Source organism: Streptococcus suis (assembly GCF_002964575.1).
Taxonomy (GTDB): domain Bacteria; phylum Bacillota; class Bacilli; order Lactobacillales; family Streptococcaceae; genus Streptococcus; species Streptococcus suis_R.
The window spans coordinates 67,889-91,269 of record NZ_POQQ01000084.1 but is presented as its reverse complement, the minus strand read 5'-3'; the positions used below and the strand labels follow the sequence as shown (position 1 = coordinate 91,269).

At 44.1% G+C, this 23,381-nt stretch carries 20 protein-coding genes; 8 read left to right on the top strand and 12 right to left on the bottom strand.

The annotated features are described in order from the left end of the window. Positions 1-67 precede the first annotated feature (67 nt). The 5 genes from nrdD to argR all read right to left on the bottom strand — a co-directional run bounded on the left by nrdD (position 68) and on the right by argR (position 6,700). Positions 68-2,239 carry an anaerobic ribonucleoside-triphosphate reductase gene (nrdD, locus tag C1E58_RS10590; RefSeq protein ID WP_105210310.1) on the bottom strand — a complete coding sequence of 724 codons (2,172 nt, stop codon included), beginning with the start codon at positions 2,237-2,239 and terminating at the stop codon, positions 68-70. 347 nt (positions 2,240-2,586) lie between these two features. Then, positions 2,587-3,027: a DUF3021 domain-containing protein gene (locus C1E58_RS10580; RefSeq protein WP_105114206.1), complete on the bottom strand. Its 441-nt coding sequence runs from the start codon at positions 3,025-3,027 to the stop codon at positions 2,587-2,589. Further along, positions 3,024-3,467, bottom strand: a complete 444-nt coding sequence (locus C1E58_RS10575; RefSeq protein ID WP_105114205.1) for a LytTR family DNA-binding domain-containing protein — start codon at positions 3,465-3,467, stop codon at positions 3,024-3,026. Before C1E58_RS10575 ends, C1E58_RS10580 begins: the two co-directional genes overlap by 4 nt. A 237-nt stretch (positions 3,468-3,704) precedes the next feature. Then, on the bottom strand, positions 3,705-6,245 hold the full coding sequence (gene mutS, locus C1E58_RS10565; RefSeq protein WP_105210307.1) for a DNA mismatch repair protein MutS: 2,541 nt from the start codon (positions 6,243-6,245) through the stop codon (positions 3,705-3,707). A gap of 14 nt (positions 6,246-6,259) precedes the next feature. Next, positions 6,260-6,700 (bottom strand): arginine repressor, encoded by a 441-nt coding sequence (argR, locus tag C1E58_RS10560; RefSeq protein ID WP_105114203.1) that lies wholly within the window; start codon positions 6,698-6,700, stop codon positions 6,260-6,262. Positions 6,701-6,807: 107 nt separating this feature from the next. Here argR and argS point away from each other — a divergent pair, with 107 nt between their 5' ends. Both argS and C1E58_RS12450 read left to right on the top strand, forming a co-directional pair. Continuing rightward, complete coding sequence (gene argS / locus C1E58_RS10555; protein WP_105114202.1) at positions 6,808-8,496, top strand: arginine--tRNA ligase; 1,689 nt, start codon at positions 6,808-6,810, stop codon at positions 8,494-8,496. A 326-nt stretch (positions 8,497-8,822) separates the two neighbouring features. Continuing rightward, positions 8,823-10,613 carry an SH3 domain-containing protein gene (locus C1E58_RS12450; RefSeq protein ID WP_238142277.1) on the top strand — a complete coding sequence of 597 codons (1,791 nt, stop codon included), beginning with the start codon at positions 8,823-8,825 and terminating at the stop codon, positions 10,611-10,613. Between the two features lie 50 nt (positions 10,614-10,663). Here the strand turns inward: C1E58_RS12450 and C1E58_RS10535 are convergent, their stop codons facing one another. Beyond that, complete coding sequence (locus C1E58_RS10535; protein ID WP_105210306.1) at positions 10,664-11,185, bottom strand: MFS transporter; 522 nt, start codon at positions 11,183-11,185, stop codon at positions 10,664-10,666. Between the two features lie 128 nt (positions 11,186-11,313). Here C1E58_RS10535 and C1E58_RS10530 point away from each other — a divergent pair, with 128 nt between their 5' ends. Further along, a complete protein-coding gene (locus C1E58_RS10530) occupies positions 11,314-11,499 on the top strand; it encodes a hypothetical protein (RefSeq protein ID WP_105210305.1) in 186 nt (61 codons plus the stop codon). Between the two features lie 38 nt (positions 11,500-11,537). Here C1E58_RS10530 and C1E58_RS10525 read toward each other — a convergent pair whose 3' ends face one another. From C1E58_RS10525 to malQ, 6 genes are all read right to left on the bottom strand, one after another. Continuing rightward, positions 11,538-11,837 (bottom strand): hypothetical protein, encoded by a 300-nt coding sequence (locus C1E58_RS10525; protein WP_105210304.1) that lies wholly within the window; start codon positions 11,835-11,837, stop codon positions 11,538-11,540. Continuing rightward, positions 11,830-12,471 (bottom strand): ABC transporter ATP-binding protein, encoded by a 642-nt coding sequence (locus tag C1E58_RS10520; protein ID WP_105210303.1) that lies wholly within the window; start codon positions 12,469-12,471, stop codon positions 11,830-11,832. The genes C1E58_RS10525 and C1E58_RS10520 overlap by 8 nt, the downstream gene beginning before the upstream one ends. 1 nt (position 12,472) lies before the next feature. Continuing rightward, entirely contained in the window at positions 12,473-14,503 is a 2,031-nt protein-coding gene (locus tag C1E58_RS10515) for a bacteriocin-associated integral membrane family protein (RefSeq protein ID WP_105210302.1), read from the bottom strand. Positions 14,504-14,564: 61 nt separating this feature from the next. Further along, entirely contained in the window at positions 14,565-14,858 is a 294-nt protein-coding gene (locus C1E58_RS10510; protein WP_105210301.1) for a lactococcin 972 family bacteriocin, read from the bottom strand. Between the two features lie 351 nt (positions 14,859-15,209). Beyond that, a complete protein-coding gene (locus C1E58_RS10505) occupies positions 15,210-16,121 on the bottom strand; it encodes a helix-turn-helix domain-containing protein (RefSeq protein WP_105210300.1) in 912 nt (303 codons plus the stop codon). A 79-nt stretch (positions 16,122-16,200) separates the two neighbouring features. Next, positions 16,201-17,775, bottom strand: a complete 1,575-nt coding sequence (gene malQ, locus C1E58_RS10500) for a 4-alpha-glucanotransferase (RefSeq protein ID WP_269088934.1) — start codon at positions 17,773-17,775, stop codon at positions 16,201-16,203. A gap of 277 nt (positions 17,776-18,052) precedes the next feature. Here malQ and C1E58_RS10495 point away from each other — a divergent pair, with 277 nt between their 5' ends. From C1E58_RS10495 to C1E58_RS10475, 5 genes are all read left to right on the top strand, one after another. Further along, entirely contained in the window at positions 18,053-19,309 is a 1,257-nt protein-coding gene (locus C1E58_RS10495; protein WP_105210298.1) for an extracellular solute-binding protein, read from the top strand. Positions 19,310-19,410: 101 nt separating this feature from the next. After that, positions 19,411-20,700, top strand: coding sequence for a sugar ABC transporter permease (locus C1E58_RS10490; protein ID WP_105210297.1), 1,290 nt, complete (start codon positions 19,411-19,413; stop codon positions 20,698-20,700). Position 20,701: 1 nt separating this feature from the next. Further along, positions 20,702-21,544 (top strand): sugar ABC transporter permease, encoded by an 843-nt coding sequence (locus C1E58_RS10485; RefSeq protein ID WP_105210296.1) that lies wholly within the window; start codon positions 20,702-20,704, stop codon positions 21,542-21,544. Positions 21,545-21,672: 128 nt separating this feature from the next. After that, positions 21,673-22,386, top strand: coding sequence for a hypothetical protein (locus C1E58_RS10480; RefSeq protein ID WP_238142276.1), 714 nt, complete (start codon positions 21,673-21,675; stop codon positions 22,384-22,386). 9 nt (positions 22,387-22,395) lie between these two features. Beyond that, entirely contained in the window at positions 22,396-23,379 is a 984-nt protein-coding gene (locus tag C1E58_RS10475) for a LacI family DNA-binding transcriptional regulator (protein WP_105114065.1), read from the top strand. Positions 23,380-23,381 lie beyond the last annotated feature (2 nt).

Below are 23,381 nucleotides of genomic sequence, written 5' to 3'. Positions count from 1 at the left end.
ACTTTTTCCCTCTATTATAACAAACTTCCGTAGTTCTTCAAAACCACGGAAGTCCTCATGTCCTTCTTTATAAACTCGACCCATTCATGTGTTTGACACGAGAAATAATTTCCCTGTGGCGTCCATTGACCATGGGTCTGGCCTGCGGATTGCCTAGGTAACCACAGGTCCGCTTGACAACATCAACTGTTTTGGGGTCGCTATTGCCACAGTTTGGACACTTGAAACCACGCTCCGTTGGCTCAAAGTCCCCTTCAAAATCGCAGGCGTAACAATGGTCAATCGGGGTATTGGTCCCCAGATAGCCTACACGGTCATAGGCATAGTCCCAAACAGCCTCCAAGGCCTTGGGATTTTGTTGCAGTACAGGGTATTCGCAGTAGTGGATAAAGCCACCACTAGCACCCGCCTCCACATAAACCTTTTCAAAGTCCAGTTTTTCAAAGGGAGTCGGATTTTTCCGTACATCGTAGTGGAAGGAGTTGGTGTAATACTGCTTGTCGGTGATGTTTTCAACCAGACCAAACTTCTCCGTATCCAGCCGGCAGAAGCGGTCCGTCAGGCTTTCAGACGGGGTCGAGTATACTGAGAAATGATAACCGTATTGGTCCGACCAAGCCTCTGTCAATTCCTTCATCCGCTTGATAATAGCAATCGTAAAGTCCTTGGCTTCTGGATTGTCCTCCCACTGACCACCGTAGAAAACTGCCGCCACTTCATAAAGTCCGATATAGCCCAGCGAAATGGTCGCTCTGCGATTTTTGAACACCTCATCCACCGCATCGGTCTTGGCCAGTCGCTTGCCGAATGCCCCATATTGATAGAGAATTGGAGCATTGGCTGGAGTTGCTTCCTTGACCCGCTCCACACGATAAACCAAGGCATCCTTGGCAATGGACATCCGTTCTGCAAAGATTTCCCAGAACTTATCCATGTCACCCGCCGACTCCATGGCAATCCGTGGCAGATTGACCGTCACGACACCCAAGTTCATCCGACCAGACGTCACATCCTGCCCATTTTCATCCTGCCAGCCCTGCAAGAAAGAACGGCAACCCATTGGCACCTTGAAGGAGCCCGTCAACTCGACAATCTTATCATAAGACAACATATCTGGATACATCCGCTTGGTTGCACACTCCACTGCCAGCTGCTTGATATCGTAGTTGGGCGAATCAGGCTCCAAGTTCAAGCCACGCTTAACTGTGAAAATCAGCTTAGGAAAGATAGCTGTCCGACCTTCTCGCCCCAGACCCTTGATACGAATGTTGAGAATGGCCTTTTGAATTTCCCGTTCAAACCAGGAAGTTCCGAGGCCAAAACCAAGCGAAGTAAAGGGTGTTTGCCCATTGGACGTAAAGAGGGTGTTAATCTCATACTCCAAAGACTGCATGGCATCATAGATATCCTTTTGAGTCTTGGCACGCGCATAATCTTCCTGCTTGTCTGGCAAGACCCAGTCCTTAGCGTCTTTCAAATGCTTCTGGTAATTGAGTTCAGCATAAGGAGCCAGCACCTCATCGATGCGATCAGCTGAGCAGCCCCCGTACTGACTAGAGGACACATTGGCAATAATCTGCGAAATCTGTGCCGTAGCCGTCTGAATCGACTTGGGACTTTCCACATCCGCATTCCCAATCTTAAAGCCCTGAGCCAACATCCCCTTGAAATCAATCAAGCAACAGTTGGTCATGGGAGTATATGGACTGTAATCCAAGTCGTGGTAGTGAATGTCGCCTTTTTGATGGGCATTTGCCACATGGGCAGGCAAGAGTTTGAGACCAATGGATTTTCCAACAATCCCCGCTGTCAAATCCCGCTGGGTATTGAACACATCGGCGTCCTTGTTGGCATTTTCATTGACCAAAGCCTGATCCTTGCTCAGCAACTTGTGAATTTCAAAGTTAATATCGGTCGCCTGATGTCGACGAAAATCTCGCTGGGTCCGGTACTGGATATAGCGTTCTGCTAACTCATACAAATGAGCCTTGAGCAACTCCTGCTCCACAATGGTTTGGATTTCATAAATTTGGATATCGCCTGTAAAACGGCGTCCAATCTCTTGCAAGCTTGCCTCTAAAACCAGCTGCAGACCAGCCTCTGATACTGGATGCTCCAACTCCTGATTGGCCCGCGAAAGAGCAGAAAAAATCTTTTGCTCATCAAAAGACACCGTCCGACCATCCCGTTTCAAGACGACTAAATTCAGTTTTTCTACATCATTTTCTCGCATCTTCATCTGACTAGCCTCCATTTTTCATTGCTACTAGTGTAACATTTCACAAATTAAAAATCAATATCTTGTGCCAAAAAATATAAAAATTAAAAATTTACACTAAATATAGATTTTCTTTCTGAAAAGCAAATGAAAACAAGAGCCTATTCTGACTCTTGCTTTCTGGTCCATAAGAAGTACAAATTGATAGCACAGGCCACTAAAATCACAGTAGGCCAAAGCAAATTTAACAAAGGAAGTTTACCGACATTATAGGCAATATAGAGAGTATTCCACACTACCCCCAAACTATAGATAATCGTCAAAATAATTTTCATAAAACACTCCAACTAAATGATAGTGCTATTATACTACAAACGACCGTTGATGTCCTTAATCTGCCGCTCCATTTTCCGATAGTTTAGGAAAAAGAGAGAAGCGTAGACCAAGACAAAGATAAACCAGAAGAAGAGGAGAGAGGCAAAATTGAGCGGAAACCAACCAGCCAAAATGCCCAGCGGTGTGAAGCCTAAAGCTGTGATGCAAAAATGTGTCGCTGTCATTCGCAAAAGGCTCCAATCCTGTTCAAAAATCTTTTCTGCCAGTTGAAACAAGAGACCGATTGCTGCCCAAATCAGCACACAGATTAACATGACGGTTACCTGATTAAAATTGCTTAGGTAGTAAGCCCCCATGGTTGAAAAAGGATTGAGCGGAAGATAAGCTCCCTGTCCAAAGACAGCCGATGTGATGATAGAGATAATGGTTCCAATTGTAAGGCCTAAACTGGCTGATAAGATGTATTTTTTCATAGTCCTAACCTTTCTTTGATAACTTTTAAATAACGACGGGACGAGTAGGTGACAGAGCCATTTTTCATGACTAGTTTGACCAGACCATTGGCTGTCAACTTGAGGTGGTCCAGTTGCTTGATGTGAATGATTTCCGACTGGGAAATCTGCAAAAAGTTGGCAGGCAGTTCCTCCTTAACCTGATACAAGCGTAGGTTGGAAGTAAAGGAATCTCCCACCGTTTCCACTTGTAAAACCTTGTCTTCTAAGTAGAGTCTGACTATCTCATCATACTCCAAAAGATATACCTGCTCCCCTTTTTTGACTGTCAGCCTAGATGTCTGCTTGTCTAGGTTTTTAACATAGGCCACCAACTGTGTAATCTGCTCAGACATAGCTTGAGCCTCAATGGTCACAAAATCTTCCAAAATTTCTGGTGATATAGCTAATTTTACTTTCATCTGCTCTCCTTTCTCTTTCCCTCTGTCCTTATTAAACACCATTTCTTTACTGGTTTCAAGGGCTTTTGACTATGTGGTCGATTTCCAGCGCTAAACAGCAAAAAAGCCAGAACAGCTGTCCTGACTTTCATTGTATAGTCTTTTAGTTTGCTTTTAGTACTAGGCAACGAGCTGCAGACAGTACTGGAGTACGGCAAAGCGAGTTAACGAAGTAATAAAACAAACTAAATGACTATCTTATAATTTCTTCTTCAATTCTGCCACCCTCATCATGACTTCCATTGGGGTCATATTGTAGATATCTAGTTTTTCCAGTTCATCAAGGACTGGGTGAGAAGGGGTGTCTGCGAAGAGGTCGATTTGACCAGACGGCTCTTCTACGACTGTCGGAGCTGGGTGAGCTGGTGCAGTAGGGGCTTGGTTTTCAAGTGTCTGCAAAATCCTATCCGCCCGCTCCAATAACTCCTCTGGCATTCCCGCAATCTTAGCCACATGAATCCCGTAGGACTTATCAGCTGGACCTTGGGCAATCTTGTGGAGGAAGGTGACTTGCCCGTCTTCCTCCCAGGTCGATACGTGGACATTTTCAAGACCTGAGAGGGTCTGGCTAAGGTCTGTCAACTCATGGTAGTGAGTAGCAAAGAGGGTCTTGGCTCCAATCTTGTCGTGAATATACTCGATAATGGACTGGGCCAGAGCCATGCCGTCGTAAGTGGCCGTCCCCCGCCCCAGCTCATCAAAGAGAATCAGGGACTGGTCTGTCGCCAAGCGGACTGCCTTGTTGGCCTCCATCATTTCGACCATAAAGGTGGATTGTCCACTAACCAAGTCGTCTGCCGCCCCAATACGGGTAAAAATAGCGTCAAAGACTGGCAAGGTCGCCTGGTCTGCTGGCACATAGGACCCCATCTGAGCCAGAATGACGATGACCGCCAACTGACGCATATAGGTAGACTTACCGCTCATGTTTGGACCTGTAATCAGCTGCATGGTCGTCGCCTGGTCCAGTTGAATGGAGTTGGGAATATAGGTCTGCTTGCCCATGACCTTCTCTACCACAGCATGACGACCACGATCAATGTCCAGCAGCTTATCCGCATTGAAGCTCGGACAAACCCAGTGCTGCTGCTCCGCCACAACCGCAAAAGCCTGCAAGACATCAATAGTTGCAATGGTCCGAGCCAACTTCTGCAAGCGACCGATATACTTCTCAACCTCTTGGCGAATCCGCATGAAAATCTCGTACTCCAAATTAGCAGACTTATCACGCGCCTCCAACATCTGCCCTTCGATCTTAGCCAACTCTTCCGTTCCATAGCGCTCCGAGTTTTTCAAGGTCGCCTTACGGAAAAAATGATCCGGCACGTTGCCCAGATTGGAATTGGTCACATGGAAATAGTAACCATCCTTTTTGTTGTAATCAATCTTGAGGTTATTGATGCCAGAAGCCTCACGCTCCTTGGCCTCAATCTCCGCAATCCAGCCCGCACCCTCACGCATGACCAGGCGATACTGGTCCAAGGTTTCATCAAAGCCCGTGCGAATGATATTACCGTCTGTAATAGCCCCTTGGGCCTCTGGGTCAATAGCAGAGCTGATGAGGGCGTGGAGTTCTGGGATTGGGTCCAGACCAGCTACCAAGCTAGCCAGAGCAGACTGGTCCATTTGTTGCAGGATATTCTTAATCGCAGGGACATTTCCCAAAGTCTGTGAAAGTTGCAAGAGGTCCTTGGGCAAGGTCTTGCCAAAAGACACCCGACTGGCCAAGCGTTCGATGTCATAGACACCCTTCAAGGCCTCCACCAAGTCGCTCCGCTCAAAGAAATAATCCAGAAAAACCTGCACGACAGCCTGTCGGCTCTCAATCCGCTTGAGGTCAATCAAGGGCCTGTCAATCCAAGCCCGCAAGAGCCGCATGCCCATGGCTGTCTTGGTCTCGTCCAGCAACCAGTACAAGCTGCCATGTTTCTTGCCAGTTCGGCCATTTTCAAGCAGGTCCAGGCTAGATTTGGTGGCATAGTCCATTTGCAGATAGTCCTTAATTTCATAGTGGACCACCTTCTGCAAGTGGCTCAAGTCCCGCATCTGTGTCCGGTGCAGGTAGCTGAGGAGTTTGCCTGCCGCAGCCTTTTCCAAATCCGTCAGCGAGTTGTCAATCAGCTGAACATCCTCCGTCACCTCATCCTCAAAAGATAGCAACAAGTTCATCTGATTCGAGAAAACCTGCTCCTCTTCCTCCGACAGAGCATAGCCGATGACCAATTCACGTGCCCGTAAATTGCGGATTTCACCGCAAAGACTGGTAAAATCATCCAAACTAGTCACAAAAAACTGACCTGTTGACACATCCATGTAGGAAAGGGCAAATTGTACGCCCTGACGGTCAATGGTGACCAGGTAGTTGCTGTCGGCTCCCATTTTTGTGGAATCCATGACTGTTCCCGGCGTGATGACCTGCACCACTTCGCGCTTGACCACACCGACTGCTTGCTTAGGATCCTCCATCTGCTCGGCAATAGCCACCTTGTGCCCTAATTCAACAAGCGTATCAATGTACTGCTGGGCCGCATGATAGGGAACACCCGCCATGGGAATGGGATTTTCCGCATTTTTATTCCGACTGGTCAAGGACAATTCCAAAATCTGCGCAGCCTCTACTGCATCTTCATAAAATAATTCGTAAAAGTCACCCATGCGAAACAGCAAAAAAGCATCTGGATAGTTTGCCTTGATATCCAGATACTGCTGCATGCCTGGAGAAATTTTCTCTACTGCCATTCTTCCTCTCAATTCTATACCAAATAATGATTTATCTCAGCTTCAACCTGCTTAGCTGCTTCTTCATCTCGACAAATCACCAAAAGCGTATCAGCGCCAGCCAAGGTTCCTAGGATAGACGATGGCTTTTCAGCATCGATAATATTAGCCATCAAAGCTGCTTCTCCCAAGTCAGAATGAAGAACTAGAATAAAACTAGCCCTATCCACCTTGTAGGCATATTGAGCCAATAATTCAACAAAATTCGCTCCCTCTTCTTCAACCGCCAGAGAATAGAAAGAACGACCATTCTCATAAATTTTAATGACGCCCAACTCACGTAAATCACGTGACAAGGTTGTCTGAGTGACCACGATTCCCTGACTTTCCAAACCTTTCTGAATATCGGTTTGGCGTCCAATCTTTTCCTGACGAATCATGTTTTTTATCAATTCATGTCGCCCTGCTTTATTCATCATCTTACCTCAGAATGTATATTTATAAAAATATTATAACACTTTTCACCGCTATTAGCCTAGAAATGTGATAAAATAGAATCAATAACTTTGGAGGAAATCCTAATATGAACCAAAAACAAGTCATTGCAGAAAGACTGGCTGCCGTCCTTCCGAATTTGGAAGTGGAAACCATCTACAATCTGCTAGAAAAACCAAAATCATCAGAAATGGGCGACATCGCCTTCCCAGCCTTCTCCTTGGCAAAAGTAGAACGAAAAGCTCCTCAGGCTATCGCAGCGGATATCGTTGAAAAACTGGATACAACTGGCTTTGAGAAAGTCCTTGCAACAGGTCCTTATGTCAACTTCTTCTTGGACAAGGCTGCTATTTCCCACCAAGTCTTGACAGATGTCATTACGCAGAAAGACCAATACGGTCAACTCAACATCGGTCAGGGACGCAATGTTACCATCGATATGTCTAGCCCAAACATTGCCAAACCTTTCTCAGTTGGACATTTGCGTTCAACCGTTATCGGCGATGCCCTTGCCAATATCCACGAAAAACTTGGCTACAAACCTATCCGCATCAACCACTTGGGTGACTGGGGCAAACAGTTCGGTATGTTGATTGTTGCCTACAAACTTTGGGGTGATAAGGCTGCAGTCGAAGCAGACCCAATTTCAGAACTCCTCAAACTCTATGTGCGTATCAATGCTGAAGCGGAAGAAAAACCTGAGTTGGACGAAGAAGCACGTCAATGGTTCAAAAAATTGGAAGATGGCGACAAAGAAGCCTTGGAATTATGGCAATGGTTCCGTGATGAAAGCTTGGTCGAATTCAACCGCATCTACGACAAGCTGGATGTAACCTTTGACAGTTATAACGGTGAGGCCTTCTACAATGATAAGATGGACGAAGGTATCCAAATCTTAGAAGAAAAAGGACTTCTCCAAGAGTCAAAAGGTGCAAAAATCGTTGACCTTGAAAGCTATAACCTTCCACCAGCCCTCATCATGAAGACAGACGGTGCAACCCTGTACATCACGCGCGACATGGCGACAGCTATGTACCGCAAGCGCACCTACGACTTCGTGAAAAGCATCTACGTCGTCGGTCAGGAGCAAATCAACCACTTCAAACAGCTCAAGGCTGTCTTGAAAGAAATGGGCTTCGACTGGAGCGACGATATGACCCACATCACCTTCGGTTTGGTGACCAAGGACAAGAAAAAACTCTCCACTCGTAAAGGAAATATCATCCTGCTCGAGCCAACTCTTGACGAAGCCATTTCACGTGCCCTTACCCAAATTGAAGCCAAAAACCCTGACCTTGAAAACAAGGAAGAAGTGGCACACGCAGTTGGTGTCGGCGCTGTTAAGTTCTACGACCTCAAAACCGACCGTGACAACGGCTACGACTTTGACCTGGAAGCCATGGTTTCCTTTGAAGGTGAGACAGGTCCTTATGTGCAATACGCATACGCCCGCATCCAGTCTATCCTGCGCAAAGCAAACTTTATCCCAAGCGCAGAAAATGACTACAAACTGGCTGACGCAGAAAGCTGGGACATCATCAAGCACATCCAAAACTTCTCAAACGTTGTAGAACGTGCTGGTGACAAATTTGACCCATCCCTCATCGCTAAATACGCGATCAACCTAGCTCAAGCCTTCAACAAGTACTACGCCCACACACGTATCTTGGACGAAAGCCCAGAGCGTGACAGCCGTTTGGCTCTTGCCTACACAACTGGTGTCGTCCTTAAAGAAGCCCTACGTCTGCTCGGCGTAAAAGCACCTGAAAAAATGTAATAGCATTCTATCCTCAATCTTACAGGTTGAGGATTTTTCCTTGTTGATAACTAATATGCTCCAGGAAATAAATAAAAATTCTCAAAAATTATCAGACAAGTGCGAATAGATTTAGCGAGGGGGAGTAAGAACCTGTATTCACAGTTCAGCACGTTCACCTAAGGCTAGTTTTCCAGCTACTCATCGTTCGTTTTTTTCAAAATACAGTCAGTATTCCCTCAAAAAACTGCCTTGATTAGCAAAAAACGATCTCTTATCTAAAAGCACTTTACTTGTGAATACAGGTTCTAAGACCTCTACAAAATATTTTTTTCAAAGGAGTCTGAATGACACAACAAGCACTTTCAACAAACCAACCACGCTTTTCTATCCGCACCTATTCTCTAGGCGCTGCCTCCGTCCTACTAGCCTACGCTTGTTTGGCAACGGGACCAGTCGCTAGTGCCAACACAGGAACAGAAACAAGTACAAGCGCAGGCTTAGCTACCGTCCAGACCACAACAAGCAGTTCTACTGGACAAGAAGCAGAACGTCAAGTCAGTCAAACAGTCACCCAAACAGAAACAAACCAAGCTAAAACCAATCAAACAAGTACCAATCCTACTACTAGTCCTATCAGCCCTGAACAGACCGGGCAAATCTCTCCAGAAAAGATTGAAACAGGAACACCTTCCTCATCAAGCCAGCAAGCCCAAGGAGGCATTCCATCAACCAGTCAAACTAGTCCAGCAAGTTCCCAACAGGCTCCATCTGTTTCACAGGAAAGCCATAACCAAACTAGGCAGACAAATAACAACCAACAAGCTAGCACTCGAACAGCTTCAACCAGCTCTGCCATTTCCCAAAAAACAAACACCCAAACACAAACCAAGACCACCAGAACTCGACCGACTACCCAAACTCGTACTGCCAGCACACGTTCTAGCTCCACCAGTGCCTTGGGGGATGATTATCCTTATACAGCGGTTGACGCTATTGACCCCTGGAGGCTCTACACCCGTCAATGTACTTCTTTTGTAGCCTTTCGCCTCAGTAAAGTCAACGGTTTTGAAATCCCACCAGCTTACGGTAATGCGGATGTCTGGGGATACCGAGCGCAGCGTGAAGGTTACCGCGTGGATATGAACCCTGCCGTGGGAGCAGTAGCTTGGTGGACCTCCCCTATGCACGTTGCCTGGGTATCTAGCATCCAAGGGGACATGGTAGAAATCGAAGAATACAACTACAGTCCTCGCTTCACTTACAGTAGACGACTGATTCATAAAAACTCTGTCAGTGGCTACATTCACTTCAAGGATCTAGCTAGCTCTCCTGTCAGTCAAACTAGCACTGCACCTACTCAGATAGCTGGCTTAGCAAACAGCGGTGTCTATACCTTCACCCAACAAGCGCCAATTAAAAATGAAGCCAAACAATCTAGCACAACCCTAGATTACTATTATGCCGGTGAGAGCGTACGCTACGACCGGGTTCTAACAGCTGATGGCTACCAGTGGATTAGCTACCTCAGCTATAGTGGTCAAAGACGCTACATTCCTATCAAACAAGTACAGCCCTCCCCTGCACCACAGCAAGCAATCGTATCGACTTCCATCAAACCTCAAGGGAAAATTCACATTACAAATATCAATCAAGCAGAAGGTAGTTTTGAGGTTCTTATAACAGGAGCTAAATCACCAAAAGAAATTACAGCTGTATCTGTACCTGTTTGGTCAGATAAGGGTGGACAAGACGACCTCATTTGGTACCCTGCTCAACGACAAAGTGATGGCAGCTACAAGGTGAAGGTCCTAGCTAGCAAGCATAAAAATGACAGCGGAAAATACCACATCCACGTCTATTTCACAGATGCTGCAAATCAGATTGATTTTATAGGAAGCACAACAACCCAGCTTTCTACTACAGCTGCAAATACAAGTTCCCTACCATCGTCTGGAACCTATACCTTTAAATCTCGACTAGCCATTCGAAACAGTCCGAGTCTCTCTTCCCCTGTCTTATTCCATTATAGTATTGGACAAAGTGTCCGCTATGACCGGGTTGTCACAGCCGAAGGCCGTCAATGGATTAGCTATGTCAGCTTTTCTGGAGCCCGTCGCTACATTGCAATTCCATAAAAACAAAAGAAACTGCAGGGTCACTATGCACCGTGCAGTTTTTTGGATGATTAAATATCGGTAGAATTGATAGCTGTACTTGGCTGTTCCTTTGGCTTACGCAGATGGAAGAAAATGGTCACACCAAAATAAATAGCAAATAAAACAATATTGATAATGTAGCCCCCTAACATAGTTGCTGCTGTCACATCACGAAAGGCTGCATCTGAGTAGAGCTGCACAACTCCTTTACCTGCTAGGTAGTTATAGGTGTTCAGTAGTAAGGTTGAGAAGAGATAGCCAATGTAGAGGTAGGAAGCCAGCTCATTTTTCTTCATGAATAGGAAAACAATGACCGCAATCAGTAGCCCAAACAAGACCACCGCTACTATCTTTTGAAGCATACCATTCTGAAGATTGGCTGTTTCGCGCGAAACAAGAATTAACTCTTCCACATCAATCCCAACAGCCCCCTGCATAGACGAACGAAGTTGCTCCTCGTTAAAGGTCGAAACAAAGGCACTGAATAGCCTCAAGATACTGGCAATACTAGATAGTATTACAAAAATATACAGATGAATTGGTCTTTTCATATAAACACCTCCTAATTTTAGTCTTATTCTACTCCAAAAACCATGCCTTGTCAATGTGATTTTGTAAACAAGTTGAAATAAATATATTAAAATGCTATAATAAAGAAAAGTGGCAAGGAGGACTTGACATGAGAAAATTACCTGCATCTATCGGACTCATAATCTTTTTCATAGCACTACTCATTAACTGGCTCTTACCAAGCCTTGCTAAAGTGCTGAACACTTTTCTCGTCTGGACCGTTCTAGCTTGCTTAGTTTATACCATCTACTACTGGATTAGCTACTGGCTATATGTCCGTAAGCAGAAGAAATAAGAACAATCTCCTCTAAGTCTGACCTAGAGGAGATACTTTTATTTATTGGCGATGTTTTGGAAAAAGTCAAATTGGCGGTAGGTCAGATTTTCCGGTAAGGTCAAATCCACATCGTCTTCCACATCCGCTACGGTTAATTCCACATCCAAGGGCAGATCCTTCAGCCTATAGCGTCTAATCACACGCCCCTCTGCACTGACAAAGTCTAGCAAATACCCATTTACCCGAACTTGATACAACATCAAATTATCCGTCAAATTTTCAATGACCAGCATATCCATCTTTCTACGTCCGATCATATATTCTGGCACTCTATAGTAATGAAACTTTTTATCCATGTCCAATCTCCTTCATATCAATGACCACATCTGCCTTTTCCCAAATAGCAGGATTGTGGGTCGCAATGACAATCACACGCTTGTCATTTTTTAATTCTGTCAAAAGCTGCATGACCTCTTCAGAATTTTTAGGGTCAAGTGCAGCGGTTGGTTCATCCGCTAAAATCAAAGGAGGATTTTTTAAAATCAACTTGGCCAGGGCGACCCTCTGCGCCTCTCCACCTGATAGGGTATAGACGGGTTTGTTCACATCTAAATAGCCCAGATTGACCTGTTCCATAGCCACCAACTGCCTTTGCAACCGCTCAGCTTTTGATAGCTTCTGTCCAACAAATCCCAAGTCCAAATTCTCTCTGATGGACTGATTTTCCAACAAGCCAAAATGTTGAAACAGATAGCCCATCTCCTGCCGAAAGTAAACCTGCGAAGATAAGGTGGACAAATCCTGTCCCTGATACATAATCCGCCCACCATCAGTAGCTTCCAGCTTAGCCAGCATATTCAACAAGGTCGTCTTGCCACTGCCACTTTTACCAATCAAGGCATATATTTTCCCTTTTTCAAGCTTCATATTCAAATCAGAAAAAATCACCCGTTGTTGAAAACTCTTTTTCAATCCCTGAATCTCAATCATCTTATTGTCCTTTCAATACTGCGACATTGGCAGTCTGTTCTTTTTTATCTTGCAGTTTCAATATCACCATGGCATTGACAGCAAGCAAGCCCACTGCCAAAGTACTCATAACAAGATTACTTGTCAACCAAACTGATGTAAGTAAACCTACTAGGAATACCCCTAGTTGCCCCAAGAGATACTGTCCATGAAGCTCACGGAAGGTCATTCCTGCCAAGCGCTTGATAAAAATTTCTCGTCTGAATTGCTCAAAATAGAGCAAGTTCATGGCATCAAAGAGCAAAATAGCCGTTGCTAACGTCAAGACAGTGCCAATGAGTAGCGAATAAAACTCTGTCCGCTTGGTGTTCAAGACACCCATAAAGGTCAAACGATGATTGACCAAATATGACACCCAGTTATATACCCCCTGCTCCTTCATAGCTTCAATCGTAGCCTGATAGTCCTTAAACTTCATCCCCACATCAATACTGGTTCCCCAGAACATATCTGAAATCGGTGTTGCACCAGTGGACTTCGGAGTTAAGACAACAATAATCGGATCTGTCAGATACTGAAGCTGGCTACGCTCACCGTCATTATAGAGGAAGCGCTGGTGACCGCTATCTGTATAGGTCAGACTGAGCTTGGTATCAAATAACTGCTGGCTACCTGCTTCCAAGCTTTCACGAGAAAATCCTTCTAATTCTGCCTGAAACATCTCCTCTACTTGCTTCGCTTGATGTCGTAAGCTCTCTGGCAAAATCAAGCCATACTCCCCTAAGCTCAAGTGATTCATCTTCTCCAAGAATGCGGTATCCACTGCCACCTTCTGCTCGGTCAGATATGCTGGCGTTACATAGAGGACATTGCCACGAGGACTATAATCCGTCAGGCGATTGCCCTCTGGATCCACATCACTACCAAAGAGATACTGGTCTACATTGCTTTTCACAAATAGAGCCGACCCAGCTTCTAGCTGTCCCTTGGCAAACTCCCGCCACATTTTATTCTGCTGGGCGACTTCCTCTTCGGACATCATAGCAGAGCTGTAACTAAAGACGGATTTGTAATAGTCATCTCTCAATGCCCATTCTTCCTGAGCCTGTTCCAGCAAGCGGATTTCCTGATAGCCCTGCAATAGACGGCCAGTGCTAAAACCTACTACCAAAATAGCCAGCAGTTGCCCAACCATCATCATAGCCAACATCCGTTTGAGAGGAAGTTTTCCCTTGAGCAAATCAACCAAGCTATTGTGCCTCAACCCTAGTAAATACACCAGGCTAAGTAGGACAGAAATACTAGCAAGAGCCAGTGCATAGAGGAAAAGTCCCAGGAAGAAGACCTGCAAGATGGATAGTAAAAATCCAGCTTGAAGATAGAGAATAAGAAGTCCGATTATAGCCCCCACCAATGTAGCTACCGTAATCTGACGGACATCCTCCCATAAAGGTCGAGCCACCACCTGTAAAAAATCTTGACCAGAAATCAGACGAATCCCTGCAAATCGTAAAGTCTTGATCCGATAGATTAAGGTTAGAGCCATGAAGGTCAAGAGAAAGACAAAGAAGCTCAGTATGGCCACTTCTGAAACGACTGTGGACAGGAAGATGCTAAAAAGAGAATAGCCATGATGGACCATGCCACTGTAACCCAGTGATTCCAAACTTTCTTTCAAGACTTGGTTGTCCAAATCACCTGAAACAATCAGATAAGAACTGACCAAGTCGCTGGTTTCAGCACTTTCCTTGGAGGAAACGGTCAAACCTTCTGGAACCTGTCCGCTACCATAGATAGCGTAGGTAAAACTGGTTTCCCCAGAAGCATTAGGCTCGACAATCCGTCTAGCAATCACACTCTTATGCTCATCTGCCAAGTTGGTCAAAACTTCTGTCACCTGGTCACGATTGGCTGTCTGTCTATTGGTATCTTTCCCGATGACATCCACTGCCTGATATGAACCAAACTCTACAAGACTAACCTGACCAGCCAAAGAAATACTCAGGTAAATCGCTACCAATACGGTCGATACTAGAATAAATAAACGTTTCATCGTCTCCTCCAAAGAATTGCTTGGAAACTACAGAAAGTAGTCCCAAGCAAAATGTACTATGTTAATAGTTGTAATAGAAAGCTGCTTGCTCTCCACGTTTTGTACTAATCCATGCACGAGAGGTCTGTCCTGCCTGTGCATACCCTTTACTTGAGGCACCAGTCCATCGACTTACCACTGTTGAACTATGGTAGCGACTACCGTGGTAATAGTTTGAATAAGCACCGCCATATCCTGCTCCGTACGTCCAAACTCCTCCACCAGGATACTGTACAGCCGCTGAAGCTACTGCTGTTCCGCCAATTGTTGCTACAAGTCCCGCGATGAGTGCAAATTTTTTAAGTGTCTTTTTCATTTTAATTTTCTCCTTTTGTTTTTCTGTTTTATTGTTTATTCTTTAGGTCTAATTCCTTTCACGGAATATAGACCTTTTCAAAAATACATCTCATTTTCTATCCTCTCTTTATCCACCAACCTGAAATATCCAAAATTTTGAAATAGCCAAACATACTTTCTTAACTCCTTTAATTTTATTTACATTATGAGTATATCTAGTTTCTACAAAATCACCAATGACAGCAATGTCATCAAAAAATACTCTTCAAACCCTAAAAAGTAATAAAGAGATAGAAAAAGACCTAAAAGACGAACAATCTCATCTTTTAGGTCTTTCAGCGATGACATTCATGTCACCGATAAATTATAGTTACAAATATTTTTTCAAATCTTCTTGCCATTGCTTTTCTAACATGGTTACCAAATGTGTATCTTCAATCATATCAGCAAATAGTTTTGCTTTTTGATAGAACCCTTCTGCCAAACTATACTTATTCTCCACAACAAGAGCATGTTTCCAATGCAACATAAGTAAAATAGGTTTCTTTTGAAAATCCTGTGTTTTCTCCATTATTTCTTGAAGACAAGCAATATAAAGGTCAAAAAATTCATAGGACTCCAGCATATCCAAACAAGCCAGACCTGAAAAAATAACATTACTCAGAAGAAATAATTGCTCTGGCTGAACAAGATTGACATGCTTTATTAAACGCGATAAGAACGATTGCAACTTGCCAATTTCTGATAACTGATTTTTCTTGTTTTTTATATGTGCAAATACACTAACGAAATACAGACTAATCAGTTCTAAATCCTTCAACGAAAAGACTTCTTTCTCCTCAAGTTCAGGTAAATACGTTTCTAATGAGGCTACCGCATATTCTGGATGTTGTGTGCGAATAACATCCAAAATCGCTCTTGACGTTTCAACCCACACCGTTTCCTCTGGTGGTAATTGTTCACAATACAGTTCTTCTATTTCATCAAGGTATTGTTCCTTTTTATCCAACACCTCCACCTTATTATATATCGGCTCCCGCAGCAACTTGTACTTGAGTTCCAAATAACCTTGTGGCAATTCCTTATAGTCTGGCATTAGGCTATAGGCTGGAATGCCTAAACGCTGGGCAATGTACTCTAACTTAGGTATAGAAGGCTGCGATTGACCACTTTCTATCCGAGCCAACTGACGTACCGTCAACTCGGATTCATCTCCACAAAAATCTGGACGGCTCAGTCCCTTTTCTAGCCTCAGTTGCTCGATTTTTTGTCCCAAATCCATACCAGTCCCCCACTGCACCTATTTATCCTTACCTAAACAGTATACCACATCTTGCAAGCCTTTACAAAAAACCACCAGCCTAGACTGATGGTTCTGTCATTTCTTGTTCTTTCGCCTTGACAATGGCATTCTCACGGCGGTAGGTCACTGTCAAATCAAGCAATTCTGCTTCAATTGCAGGGGTAAGCTGGTCGGCAGTCATCCTCCAAGTCCAGTTACCACCAAGGGTATTTGGCAGGTTCATACGAGCTGACCCATCCAAGCCGAGCAAGTCCTGCATGGTAGCCACAGCCATAAAGGCTGGCGAACCGAAAAGCAAACGGAACATGGCATGACTAACCCTTTCATCCTCACGGCGATTGCTGTACTTGTCTAAGAATTCCTTGCCCTCGTCAGACAGTTCGCTCTCATACCAACCCAGAATGGTATCATTATCATGGGTGCCAGTATAGGCTACGACATTGTTGCGGTGGTTGTGCGGCATTTCAATGCTGTCACCCTCAGGGTCAAAGGCAAACTGCAAGACTTTCATGCCTGGGAAACCAGTCCTTTCACGCAATTGAATGACCTTATCTGTCACAGTTCCCAAATCTTCCGCGATAATATTCAAGTCACCCAAGTGGTACTTGATGGTTTCAAAGAGTTCGAAACCTGGTGCTTCCACACGGTAGCCATTGACCGCTGTTTCTTCCCCTGCTGGAATTTCCCAGAAAGAAGCAAAGCCGATAAAGTGGTCAATCCGCACCATATCGTAAATCTTAAAGGATTCACGCAAACGAGCCACCCACCAAGTAAAGCCATCATTCTTCATAGCTTCCCAGTCATAAATTGGATTGCCCCAGAGCTGACCAATTTCTGAAAAAGCATCTGGTGGACAGCCGGCAACCACACTTGGCTTGCCTTCTTCGTCTGTCTTGAAGAAGTGTGGATTGGCCCACATATCCGCAGAATCAGCCGCGATATAAATCGGCATATCCCCAACAAACTCGATCCCTTTGGCATTAGCGTAAGCCTTCAAAGCATGCCACTGGCTGAAGAACAAATACTGGGTAATGCGGTGATAATCCATCTGATCCGCCAAGAGATGACGGTAATATTCTAAAGTATCGTGGTAACGCAGACGAGCCCCCTGGTCCTCCCACTCCGTCCATGGCTTGAGGTCAAAATGCTCTTTGATAGCCATGTACTCCGCAAAGGTATGCAACCAAAAACCATTTTCCTCTGCAAAAGACCAATAATCAGCAGGCAGTCCCTCTGCTTTTATAGCCTGCACCGCTTTTTCTAAAACAGGACGGCGACCGTAAAAGACCTTGGCATAATCCACTTCTGTAGCATTGGCACCAAAGTCAATCCCAGCAAGATCAGCCACTGTCAACCAACCCTTTTCAATCAAGAAACCAAGGTCAATAAAGTGGGTATTTCCTGCAAAGGCAGAGAAAGATTGATAAGGTGAGTCACCATAACTGGTTGTTCCTAGAGGTAAAATCTGCCAGTAACGTTGCTTGGTTCTTTCCAAAAAATCAACAAAATCATAGGCAGCCTGTCCCATAGAACCAATGCCGTATTGACCAGGTAGAGATGAGATGTGCATGAGCACACCGCTTTGGCGTTCTTTCATAATACTTCCCCTTAGCTTTCTAAAATTCTTAAATATTACGCAAACGGTTGCTTTTTCTTATTATATAATGAAAACGGTAACAAATCAAGCTTTTTTCACATCTATATCACATAATTTCAATAGAGTTTACAAGTTTCTTCATTATATTTCAAAAAAATTTTCGACATTTTATATTAACCTAAAAAAATTTTTTAATTTTTTTATAAAAACGCTTGCAAACAGATTCATTATGAGGTATAATAAAGTCAACTTAGGAAAACGTTTGCGCTAGTGGACGTTTCACAATAAACCATTTATTCTTGGAGGGAAGAATATGAAACACAAACTTCTTAAGAGCGTTGCTCTTCTAGCTGCATCTACTGCTGTCTTGGCTGCTTGCTCAAGCTCATCATCCACTTCAAGCTCTTCTGCTGAAGGCGGAAAAGAGTTGACAATCTACGTTGATGGTCAATACGAAGCATACATCAACGAAGCAAAAGCTGCCTTTGAAAAAGAAAATGAAGGCGTAACTGTTACAGTGAAGACTGGTGATGCTCTTACAGGTTTGGACAACTTGTCACTTGACAACCAATCAGGTTCAGCTCCAGACGTGATGATGGCACCATACGACCGTGTAGGTAGCCTTGGGGCAGAAGGTCAGCTTTCAGAAGTGAAATTGGCTGAAACAAGCAATACAGATGACACTACTGAAACATTGGTAACTTCTGGCGGTAAAGTTTATGGTTCACCTGCCGTTATCGAAACATTGGTTGCTTACTACAACAAAGACCTTGTTTCTGCAGCACCAAAAACATTTGCTGAATTGGAAGAATTGGCAAAAGACAGCAAATACGCATTTGCTGGTGAAGAAGGTAAAACTTCAGCATTCCTAGCTGACTGGACAAACTTCTACTACGCTTACGGACTTCTTTCAGGTTACGGCGGTTATGTATTCGGTGAAAATGGTACCAATCCAAAAGACATCGGTCTTGCTAACGACGGTGCTATCAAGGCTATCGAATACGCTAAAACTTGGTATGAAAAATGGCCTCAAGGTCTTCAAGACGCATCTGCTGCTGGCAACTTGATCCAAACTCAGTTTACTGAAGGCAAAACAGCTGTCATCATCGACGGTCCTTGGAAAGCTTCTGCTTTGAAAGATGCTGGTGTCAACTACGGCGTTGCTACTATCCCTACACTTGCTGACGGCAAAGCATACTCAGCATTCGGTGGTGGTAAGGCTTGGGTTATCCCTGCAGGTTCTAAAAACCCTGACTTGGCTCAAAAATTCGTTGACCACTTGACTTCTACTGATCAACAAAAAGCATTCTACGATGCTACAAACGAAGTTCCAGCTAACACTGAAGCTCGTGAGTATGCAGTAAGTAAGAACGATGAATTGACAACTGCTGTTGTAGAGCAATTTGCTTCTGCACAACCAATGCCAAACATCTCAGAAATGAGCACAGTTTGGGAACCAGCTGCCAACATGCTCTTTGAAGCAGTAAGCGGTAAGAAAGATCCTAAAACTGCTGCTACTGACGCTGTGAAATTGATTGAAGACACAATCGCACAAAAATACGGCAACTAGTCATTCTTAAGTAGGACTGGGATATCTTCCCAGTCTACTTTGTTAATAAGAAACTAAAAAGTATATTGATATTTAGGACTGACCTAAAGGAGATTACAACTATGAAACAAAATCCAAATAAGGCACTCCTTTTGTCCCTGATTCCTGGTCTTGGACAAATCTATAACAAGCAAAAAGCAAAAGGCTACATTTTTCTTGGCGTAACGCTGGCTTTCCTGATTTACTTTATTGTAATCGCAGCTGGTGAAATCGGAAACTTGATTACTCTGGGTAGCCAACGTGGTCGTGACAACTCTCTCTTCATGCTGATTCGTGGTTCCTTCCACCTCATCATTACAGTTGTCTATCTTGCTTTTTATGCCCTCAACTTGAAGGATGCCCGCGATACAGCCAAACGAATCAATAATGGCATTCCTGTAGCCGTTACATTGCAAGATATGGTAAAAGGTATCTATGAGAATGGTTTCCCTTATCTCTTGATTATCCCTTCTTACATTGCCATGACCTTTGCCATTATCTTTCCTGTTGTGGTAACCCTCTTTATCGCCTTTACCAACTACGATTTCCAACACCTACCTCCTGGTGCCCTTCTTGATTGGATTGGCTTTACCAACTTTACAAATATCTGGAAACTCAGTACCTTCCGTTCAGCCTTCGGTTCTGTTCTAGGTTGGACAATCATCTGGGCCTTGGCTGCATCAACAGCACAGATTGTTATCGGTATCTTGACAGCCATTATTGCCAACCAGCCATTTATCAAAGGCAAGCGTATCTTCGGTGTTATCTTCTTGCTCCCATGGGCTGTTCCGGCCTTCGTGACGATCTTGACTTTCAGTAACATGTTCAACGATAGTGTCGGTGCCATTAACACACAAGTATTGCCATTCTTGAGCAAATTCCTGCCATTTATTGACAACTTCCTTATTCCATGGAAAACAGATCCATTCTGGACTAAGGTTGCCCTTATCATGATGCAGGCTTGGCTTGGTTTCCCATATATCTACGTCTTGACCTTGGGTATTTTGCAATCCATTCCAAACGACTTGTACGAAGCGGCATACATTGATGGTGCAAGTGCGATTCAAAAATTCCGCAGCATTACACTTCCAATGATCTTGGCAGTGGCTGCACCAACTCTTATCAGTCAGTACACCTTCAACTTCAACAACTTCTCTATCATCTACCTCTTCAACAACGGTGGACCTGGTAGCGTCGGTGGTGGTGCTGGTTCAACTGACATCTTGATTTCATGGATTTACAAATTGACAACTGGTACTGCTCCTCAGTATTCAATGGCTGCTGCAGTAACCTTGATTATCTCTATGATCGTCATCAGTATCTCTATGGTTGCCTTCAAGAAATTAAATGCCTTTGAAATGGAGGATGTATAAGATGAAAGTATCTGTAAAAACGAGACGCATGCTCAATCAGACCTTTACCTATCTTTATCTGATTGCTTTGTCTATCATCATTATCTACCCTCTATTGATTACCATCATGTCTGCCTTCAAGTCTGGTAACGTAGTTGCATTCAAACTGGACAGCAGCATCAGCTTTACACTAGATAATTTCAAAGGACTCTTTACCGAAACTCTTTACGGAACTTGGTACCTCAATACGCTTATCATCGCTCTCTTGACAATGATTATCCAAACAAGTATAGTGGTATTAGCAGGTTATGCATATAGCCGTTATAACTTCATCGCTCGTAAACAGAGTTTGGTCTTCTTCTTGATTATTCAAATGGTGCCAACCATGGCTGCCCTTACAGCCTTCTTCGTTATGGCCCTCATGCTCAACGCGCTCAACCAAAGCTGGTTCCTCATCTTCCTCTATGTCGGTGGTGGTATCCCAATGAACGCTTGGCTCATGAAAGGCTACTTCGATACGGTGCCAATTTCTCTCGATGAATCTGCAAAACTAGACGGTGCTGGTCACTTCAGACGTTTCTGGCAAATCGTTCTTCCACTTGTTCGCCCAATGATTGCGGTACAAGCACTCTGGGCCTTCATGGGACCTTTTGGAGATTACATCCTATCCAAATTCTTGCTTCGTGAAAAAGAATTTTATACTGTAGCCGTAGGTCTTCAAACCTTCATCTCTGATGTGAAAAACTTGAAGATTGCCTACTTTGCGGCAGGTGCTATCCTTATCGCCCTCCCTATCAGTATCCTATTCTTCTTCCTACAAAAGAACTTTGTATCTGGTTTAACAAGTGGTGGTGACAAGGGATAACCCTGTCCCACCTTTTCCCTTTTTAGATACAGCAAAGATATTTATGAAAGGTACAAGACATGCTGCCCTACCCATTCTCTTATTTTTCCAGTATTTTTTCTCCAAGAAAGATGTTTGCCAATCGACATATGATGACACTCTGGCAGCGACTATTTACGACTATTTTCCTGGTCGCCCTATTAGTTATCCCAAGTTCATTGCAAACTGTCAGTCTTGAAACCTACCCTATGGAGAATTTTGTAGAGGGGATTTATAATCCCTTGACAGAGCAAATTGTTGAGGATCTTCACCAACATGTGACAATTGAAAATCATCAACTGGCCTATACTGGAAATGGTAACTGGGAACAAGTAACCTTCGGCGACACAGTGTCTACGAGCTCCGACTTTTCCTATCAATTTGACGCACAGACCTTAACCATTCGAAAAGGTCAGGATATCCTGACCCAGTTAAGCTATGAAGGTCTAACAACCGCTGATTTCTCTAACAAGGAAAGCTTGACAACTGCCATTTCAAAATCATGGTATCAAGCCAATCGTGCAGCCGTTGGCCTAAGTATTACCCTAGTGTCGACAATTATCCTATCGACCAACCTCCTCTTTATTTTGCTAGGCGCTAGCTTCTTCCTGTTTTTAACGAAGAAATCTCGTTTCTTCCATTTTAAAACCTTTGCAGAGTGCTACAATTTCTCACTCAATTGCTTGGGACTACCAACCATTTTAGCCTGTCTAATCGGCTTGTTTGGTCAGCCTGTCACGACTGTTTTAACCATTCAGAATATCCTTTTTGTACTATGCTTACTATGGGTATTTTTCAAAACCAAATTTAGAGATGACAATTAGGAGGTTCCCATGCGCGCTACCATTAAAGATGTCGCTAAATTAGCAGGTGTGTCGCCTTCTACCGTTACCCGTGTCATTCAAAACAGCTCTGCCATTAGCCAAAAAACCAAAGACTTAGTTAGAAAAGCCATGGCAGACCTCAATTACCATCCTAATCTCAATGCTCGTAGCTTGGTTTCCAGCTACACTCAGGTGATTGGGCTAGTGTTGCCTGAAGACTCGGATGTCTTCTACCAAAACCCCTTCTTCCCGACAGCCCTACGTGGCATTTCACAAGTAGCTGCAGACCACAATTACGCCCTTCAAATTTCTACAGGTAAAAACGAAGAGCAGCGTCTGGAAGCTATTTCTCAAATGGTTTATGGGAAACGAGTAGACGGGCTGATTTTCCTTTATTCCAAGCCAGATGACCCGCTGGTCCAACTAGCCATTCAGCATAAGTTTCCCTTCCTCATTCTCGGAAAGGCAGATTCTCCATTTATCTCCCTGGTCGACAATGACAATATCCAGGCTGGATTTGAAGCGACCAATTACTTTATCAATAAAGGCTACAAGAATATCGCCTTTGTCGCTGGTAACAAGGAGCTGGTCGTATCCCAAGACCGCTATGCAGGCTATAAAAATGCCTTGAAATCACACAATATCCCTCTGGATGAAAACAAGGTCAAGTTTGTATCAGGTTTCCTTTTGGAAGATAGTGCCTATAAAATCTCCAAGAAATTACTCAAACAGGATATAGACGCAATCGTCACAACCGATACCATAGTCGCGGAAGGGATTGTCAAATACCTCAACGAAGCCGGTACCAAACTACCCATCATCTCCTTTGACTCTGTCAAACCAAAATTGGATATTGAAGCCTACGTTGATGTCCATGCCATTAAACTTGGACGCGTGGCCTTCAATACCCTCCACCAAATTATCAATGACAATAAGGAAGACAAGCAGGTCTGCTACCGCCGTGTCATTCCACATACTATTACCGAACTCTAACC